The sequence below is a fragment of the Georgenia thermotolerans genome (assembly GCF_009193185.1).
In the GTDB taxonomy this organism is placed as follows: domain Bacteria; phylum Actinomycetota; class Actinomycetes; order Actinomycetales; family Actinomycetaceae; genus Georgenia; species Georgenia thermotolerans.
This window is the reverse complement of sequence record NZ_VUKF01000008.1, coordinates 125,067-131,882: the sequence shown is the minus strand read 5'-3', so window position 1 is coordinate 131,882 and position 6,816 is coordinate 125,067. Positions and strand designations below refer to the sequence as shown.

At 72.3% G+C, this 6,816-nt stretch carries 7 protein-coding genes; all 7 read right to left on the bottom strand.

The window, feature by feature from the left end; translation table 11 throughout:
- Positions 1-211: 211 nt before the first annotated feature.
- On the bottom strand, positions 212-559 hold the full coding sequence (locus GD970_RS05755; RefSeq protein WP_152201824.1) for an RNA polymerase-binding protein RbpA: 348 nt from the start codon (positions 557-559) through the stop codon (positions 212-214).
- 11 nt (positions 560-570) lie between these two features.
- A complete protein-coding gene (gene secG, locus GD970_RS05750; protein ID WP_152201821.1) occupies positions 571-816 on the bottom strand; it encodes a preprotein translocase subunit SecG in 246 nt (81 codons plus the stop codon).
- A 345-nt stretch (positions 817-1,161) separates the two neighbouring features.
- The gene (gene tpiA, locus GD970_RS05745) at positions 1,162-1,953 is read right to left on the bottom strand and encodes a triose-phosphate isomerase (protein ID WP_152201819.1); all 792 of its coding nucleotides are present in this window, start codon (positions 1,951-1,953) and stop codon (positions 1,162-1,164) included.
- Positions 1,954-3,144 carry a phosphoglycerate kinase gene (locus GD970_RS05740; protein ID WP_152201818.1) on the bottom strand — a complete coding sequence of 397 codons (1,191 nt, stop codon included), beginning with the start codon at positions 3,142-3,144 and terminating at the stop codon, positions 1,954-1,956.
- A gap of 129 nt (positions 3,145-3,273) precedes the next feature.
- Positions 3,274-4,281, bottom strand: a complete 1,008-nt coding sequence (gene gap / locus GD970_RS05735) for a type I glyceraldehyde-3-phosphate dehydrogenase (RefSeq protein ID WP_152201817.1) — start codon at positions 4,279-4,281, stop codon at positions 3,274-3,276.
- A gap of 472 nt (positions 4,282-4,753) precedes the next feature.
- Positions 4,754-5,734: a DNA-binding protein WhiA gene (whiA, locus tag GD970_RS05730; RefSeq protein ID WP_152201816.1), complete on the bottom strand. Its 981-nt coding sequence runs from the start codon at positions 5,732-5,734 to the stop codon at positions 4,754-4,756.
- 17 nt (positions 5,735-5,751) lie between these two features.
- Positions 5,752-6,777: a gluconeogenesis factor YvcK family protein gene (locus GD970_RS05725; RefSeq protein WP_152201850.1), complete on the bottom strand. Its 1,026-nt coding sequence runs from the start codon at positions 6,775-6,777 to the stop codon at positions 5,752-5,754.
- Positions 6,778-6,816 lie beyond the last annotated feature (39 nt).

Below are 6,816 nucleotides of genomic sequence, written 5' to 3'. Positions count from 1 at the left end.
ACCCACGACCTGCGGTCCTGCGTACGCTTCCATCAGGGGCCTCCTCGTTCGAGTGACAGCACCCTCAGGATCAGCCTGGGGACCGAGAAGCGGGAGGCCCCCACCGCCCGCTCCTTCATGCCATCAAGTAGTGCACGACGCCGACGAAGAAAGGGGCGGGCGACGCACCGAGTGCGTCGCCCGCCCCTTCTCGTCTCTCGCGGGAAACCGGTCAGCCGCCCCGGCGCTCACGCAGCGCGGCGAGCGCCTCCTCGAGGAGCTGGGCGCCGTCCTCGTCGGACCGGCGCTCCTTCACGTAGGCCAGGTGGGTCTTGTACGGCTCGTTCTTGGGCGGGAGCGGCGGGTTGTCCTTGTCCTGCCCCGCCGGCAGCCCGCAGCGCGGGCAGTCCCAGGTCTCCGGGATGACGATGTCGGGCTCCTTGGCGAAGCTGGGCCGCACCTCGTGCCCCTGGGAGCACCAGTAGGAGACCCACACCCGCGGGGCGGCCTCGCCCCGCTCGGTCTCGCCCATGGGCCCCGCGCCGACGCGTGAGCCGCGGATCGCACTACCACCTGCCACGTCAGTCTCCTTTACAGCGCGAACTTCTGGATGAGCCCGATGAGCACGATGCACGTGACCCAGACCAGCGAGATGCCGATCGTGAGGCGGTTGAGGTTGCGCTCCGCCACACCGGAGGACCCGACGCTGCTCGAGAACCCGCCCCCGAACATGTCGGAGACCCCACCGCCCTTGCCCTTGTGCATGAGGATGGTCAGGATCAGGAAGAAGCTGGTGAGCACCAGCAGCACCTGCAGGATGATCCGCAGTACATCCACGGGGCATTGTCCGTTCGTCGTCGTCAGTTCTCGTCGGCGCACCGGGCGCCGCGTTCAGGATAAGCGATCCGCGTGTCGGTAAGGGGCAACCGGTCTCCGGTCACCTGGCATGTTCCGGCCCGCCCGCCCGTCGCACGTCCGGGCGGGGCGACGAGTCCGACGGCTCGGGCCGGGTGTCCGTGCGGACACCCGGCCCGACAGGCACGGTCCCTGGACCCCCCGCATCGGTGGACGCCGAGCGTGGCGCCTCACGCACGACTTGACGCCTCGCGCACGACTTGACGCCTCGCGCACTACTTGACGTCTCGCGCACTACTTGACGTCTCGCCGGCGGCGGGGCGGGGGTCAGCCCTGGTGGTCGCGGTACCGCACGATCGCGGCGAACTCCTCGGCCTTCAGGCTCGCGCCGCCCACCAGGGCGCCGTCGACGTCCTCCTTCGCCATGATCGAGGCGACGTTGGACGACTTCACGGACCCGCCGTAGAGCACCCGCACGGCGTCGGCCACGTCGGCGGAGTACAGCTCGGCGAGCCGGCCCCGGATGGCGCCGCACACCTCCTGGGCGTCCTCGGGGGTGGCGACCTCGCCGGTGCCGATGGCCCACACCGGCTCGTAGGCGATGACCGTCTTGGCGGCCTGCTCGGCGTCGAGACCGGCGTAGGCGCCGTCGACCTGGGCGAGGGTGTAGGCCACCTGGTCGCCGGCCTTGCGGACCTCGAGGCCCTCCCCCACGCAGATGATCGGGGTGATGTCCTTGCCCAGCGCGGCCTTGGCCTTGGCGCCGACCAGGGCGTCGTCCTCGCCGTGGTACTGGCGCCGCTCGGAGTGGCCGACTACGACGTAGCTGCAGCCCAGCTTGGCCAGCATGGTCGCGGACACCTCGCCGGTGTACGCGCCGGACTCGTGCGCCGAGACGTCCTGGGCGCCGTAGCGGACCTCGAGCTTGTCGCCGTCGACCAGCGTCTGCACGGAGCGCAGGTCGGTGAACGGCGGCAGCACCACCGTCTCGACGGCGGCGAAGTCGTGCCGGGCGTCGCTGAGCGTCCAGGCGAGCTTCTGCACGAGGCCGATGGCCTCGTGGTGGTCGAGGTTCATCTTCCAGTTCCCCGCCATCAGCGGGGTGCGGGTGGTGGCCATTCAGTCCTCCAGGACGGCGATACCGGGGAGGGTCTTGCCCTCCAGGAACTCCAGGGAGGCGCCGCCGCCCGTGGAGATGTGGGAGAAGGTCGACTCGTCGAAGCCGAGGGTGCGCACGGCCGCGGCCGAGTCACCGCCGCCGACGATGGTGAAGCCGGCGGCGTCGCTCATCGCCTGCGCCACGGCCTTGGTGCCCGCGGCGAACGCCGGGAACTCGAAGACGCCCATCGGGCCGTTCCACACGATGGTCTTGGCGTCGGCGATCTTCGCCGCGAACGCCTGCGCGGACTCCGGTCCGATGTCCAGGCCCATCTGGTTGTCGGGGATGGCGTCGGCCGCCGCGACGGTGGCCGGGGCGTCGGCCTTGAACTCCGGCGCGACGACGATGTCGGTGGGCAGCACGATCTCCACGCCGTTCGCCTCGGCCTGGGTCAGGTACCCCTTGACCGTCTCGATCTGGTCCTCCTCGAGCAGGGAGCTGCCCACGCCGTAGCCCTTGGCGGCCAGGAACGTGAACACCATGCCGCCGCCGATGAGGAGCCGGTCGGCCTTGCCGAGCAGGTTCGCGATCACGCCGAGCTTGTCGGAGACCTTCGAGCCGCCGAGCACGACGACGTAGGGCCGCTCGGGGTTCTCGGTCGCCTTGGACAGGGAGGCGATCTCCTTGAAGACGAGCTTGCCGGCGGCGTGCGGGAGCTTCTTGGCGACGTCGTAGACGCTGGCCTGCTTGCGGTGCACCACGCCGAAGCCGTCGGAGACGTAGGCGTCGGCCAGCGCGGCGAGGTCGGCGGCGAGGGACTCACGCTCGGCGTCGTCCTTGGAGGTCTCCCGGGCGTCGAACCGGATGTTCTCCAGCAGGGCGACGTCGCCCTCGCCGAGGCCGTCGACGACGCGCTTGGCGTCCTCCCCGACGGTGTCCTTGGCCAGGGTGACGTTCTTGCCCAGCAGCTCGCCCAGCCGGGCGGCGACCGGGGCGAGGGAGTACTTCGGGTCCGGGGTGCCCTTGGGGCGGCCCAGGTGGGCGGTGAGGACGACCTTCGCGCCCTGCCCGGTCAGCGCCTCGATGGTGGGCAGCGCGGCGCGGATGCGGCCGTCGTCGGTGATGGTGGTCCCGTCCAGGGGGACGTTGAAGTCGGAGCGGACGAGCACGCGCTTGCCGCGCAGGTCGCCGAGGTCCTCGATGGTCTTCACGAGCTTCTCCTTACGTCGTCGTCGGGACGCCCGGGGCGCGAGGACCCCGGACGCGCGGACGTCCGCGTGCGCCAGCGAGAGCTGCGCACGCGGACGTCCGTCACTGCTGCTGTGGCCTGGGGCCGAGGCTCAGAGGCGCTCGCCCATGTAGACCGCGAGCCGCACGAGGCTGTTGGAGTAGCCCCACTCGTTGTCGTACCAGGAGACGACCTTGACCTGGTTGCCGATGACCTTGGTCAGACCGGCGTCGAAGATCGACGGGCGCGGGTCGCCCATGATGTCGGAGGACACGATCGGGTCCTCGGTGTAGCCGAGGATGCCGGCGAGCTCCTCGCTCTCCGAGGCCTTCTTGATGGCGGCGTTGACGGCCTCGACGGAGACCTCCTGCTCGGCCTCGAAGGTGAGGTCGGTCGCCGAGCCCGTCGGCACCGGCACGCGCAGCGCGTAGCCGTCGAGCTTGCCCTTGAGGTCGGGCAGCACGAGGGAGACGGCCTTGGCGGCACCGGTGGAGGTGGGGACGATGTTGATCGCGGCGGCGCGGGCGCGGCGCAGGTCCTTGTGCGGGCCGTCCTGGAGGTTCTGGTCGGCCGTGTAGGCGTGGACCGTGGTCATGAGGCCGCGGACGATGCCGAACTCCTCGTGCAGCACCTTGGCCATGGGGGCCAGGCAGTTGGTGGTGCAGGAGGCGTTGGACACGATGTTGTGGTTCGCCGGGTCGTAGTCCGTGTGGTTGACGCCCACGACGAAGGTGGCGTCCTCGTTCTTGCCGGGCGCGGAGATGATGACCTTCTTGGCGCCGGCGTCGAGGTGGGCCTTGGCCTTCGTCGCGTCGGTGAAGCGGCCGGTGGACTCGATGACGATGTCGGCACCGAGCTCGCCCCAGGGCAGGTTTGCCGGGTCGCGCTCCTCGAGAGCCTTGAAGGTCATGCGGCCGACGGTGATGCTGTCCTCCGAGTACGAGACGTCCTGCGGCAGGACGCCGAGGATCGAGTCGTACTTGAGCAGGTGCGCCAGGGTCTTGTTGTCGGTGAGGTCGTTGACACCGACGATCTCGATGTCGGCGCCCGAGGCCAGCACGGCGCGGGTGAAGTTACGGCCGATGCGGCCGAAGCCGTTGATGCCGACGCGGATGGTCACTATGTCCTCCTGGTGTGCGCCGGTGGCGCACGCATCGTCACGAATTTCGTCAGCACCGCTGTCGGTGCTCCTGGCGGAAAGACCCGCACGCGGGGCGCCCGGAATGTTCCCTTGCCAGCGGTTCGAGTCTAGCCATTCCGGGGCGAATCCTCGCGGGGACCATGGTCCGGCGGGCCCGGTGAGGCCGCTCACAGACCGCCGGTGAGGTCGCTCACAGCGGGCCGTGCCGGTGGGGCCGCGGGACGGGTCGACGACGCCGCGGCCGCCGGCGGCGGCGCCCCGCCGGCCGTGCCGGCCGCGAACCCGACCGGCCCTCGCGTGAACCCCGAACGCCGTCCTGGCGGCCAGGACGACGTTCGGGGCCTCGAGGAGAGCCGGTGCTCAGGGGTCGGGAGCCCGGAGCCGCTCAGAGGTCGAGCATGTCCGGGCCCCGCGGCGCTCAGGGGTCGAGCATGTCCGGGCCCCGCGGCGCTCAGAGGTCGAGCATGTCCGGGGTCAGCGTGGCCTCGGTGTCCGGGATGCCCTGCTCGTGCGCCCGCTTGTCCGCCATGGCCAGCAGCCGGCGGATGCGCCCGGCGACGGCGTCCTTGGTCAGCGGCGGGACCGAGAGCTGCCCGAGCTCCTCCAGGCTGGCCTGCTTGTGCTCCAGGCGCAGACGGCCGGCCTGGACGAGGTGCTCGGGGATGTCCTCGCCGAGGATCTCGAAGGCGCGCTCGACGCGGGCGCCGGCGGCCACCGCGGCGCGGGCCGAGCGGCGCAGGTTCGCGTCGTCGAAGTTGGCCAGCCGGTTGGCGGTGCCGCGCACCTCCCGGCGCATGCGCCGCTCCTCCCACACGAGCACGGCGTCGTGGGCGCCCATCCGGGTCAGCATCGCCGAGATCGCGTCCCCGTCGCGGATGACCACCCGGTCCACGCCGCGCACCTCGCGGGCCTTGGCGATGATGTTCATCCGGCGGGCGGCGCCCACCAGCGCCAGCGCGGCCTCGGGGCCGGGGCAGGTCACCTCCAGCGAGCTGGAGCGGCCCGGCTCGGTCAGGGACCCGTGCGCCAGGAACGCCCCGCGCCAGGCCGCCGTCGCCTCGGCGACGCCGGCCGAGACGACCTGGGGCGGCAGCCCGCGCACCGGCCGGCCCCGGTTGTCCAGCAGCCCGGTCTGGCGGGCGAGCGACTCGCCCTCCTTGACCACCCGCACGACGTAGCGGTTCCCGCGGCGCAGGCCACCGGCGGAGACGACGATGATGTCGCTCGAGTGGCCGTACACCTCCTGCATGGTCTGGCGCAGGCGGCGGGCCGCGATCCCGGTGTCCAGCTCGGCCTCGACGACGATGCGGCCGGAGATGATGTGCAGGCCTCCGGCGAACCGCAGGGTGGCGGACACCTCCGCCTTGCGGGCGGAGACCTTGTCCACCCGCAGCCGGGCGAGCTCATCCTTCACGGCAGAGGTCAACGACATGCCGGTCATCTTCGCACTCATCGGGCAGTGGTTCCGTCCGGACCCCGGCCGACGTCACCAAGAACACCCTCGAAGGCGTCCCGGAACGCCGCCGCGAGGCGCAGGGAGTCGTGGCGGGCGCTGCCGTCGCCGATGCCCACCTGGCGCAGCAGCAGCTCGGCGCCGGTGGCCTCCGCGGCGTCGGCCAGGTCGTCGAGGTCCTCCACCGCCGCGGGGTCGGCGACGACGACGTCGAGCCGGAACCCCGGCGCGTGGTCGTGCAGGGTGCGCACGTGGTCGGCCGCCGTCATCCCCTCGGTCTCCCCCGTCTGCGGGGAGAGGTTGAGGGTGAGCGCCCGGTGGGCCGGGGTGGTGTGCAGCGCCTCGGCGAGCTCGGGGACCATGAGGTGCGGGATCACCGAGGTGTACCAGGAGCCCGGGCCGAGCACGACCCAGTCCGCCGCGTCCACCGCCGCGACCGCCTCGGGGCAGGCCGGCGGGTCCGCCGGGACCAGCTCGACGTGGTCCACCCGCCCCTCGGTGACGGCGACGCGGGACTGCCCGCGCACCGTGTGCTGCCCGGAGGCGTCCACCACGGTGGCCTCGATCTCCAGCGGGACCGCCGCCATCGGCAGCACCCGCCCGCGCACGCCCAGCAGCCGGCCCACCCAGTCCAGGCCGGCGACCTCGTCGCCGAGGAGCTCCCACAGCGCCACGATGAGCAGGTTGCCGACGGCGTGGTTGTTCAGCGGCCCGTCCGAGTCGAACCGGTGCTGCAGCACGTCGCGCCAGGTCAGCCCCCACTCGCCGTCGTCGCACAGGGCCGACAGGGCCATGCGCAGGTCGCCGGGCGGCAGCACGCCCAGCTCCTGGCGCAGCCGCCCGGAGGAACCGCCGTCGTCGGCGACGGTGACCACGGCGGTGAGGTTGTCGGAGATGTGCCGCAGCGCCCCGAGGGTGGCCGCCAGGCCGTGCCCGCCGCCGAGCGCGACCACGGCCGGCCCGCGCGCGCCGGGCTGGAGCCGCGGGCGCAGCGGCGCGGGCAGCGGCCGGTTGCCGAGCATCGCGGCGAGCGCGGGCTCGGGGGGCGTGGCGGCGCCGGG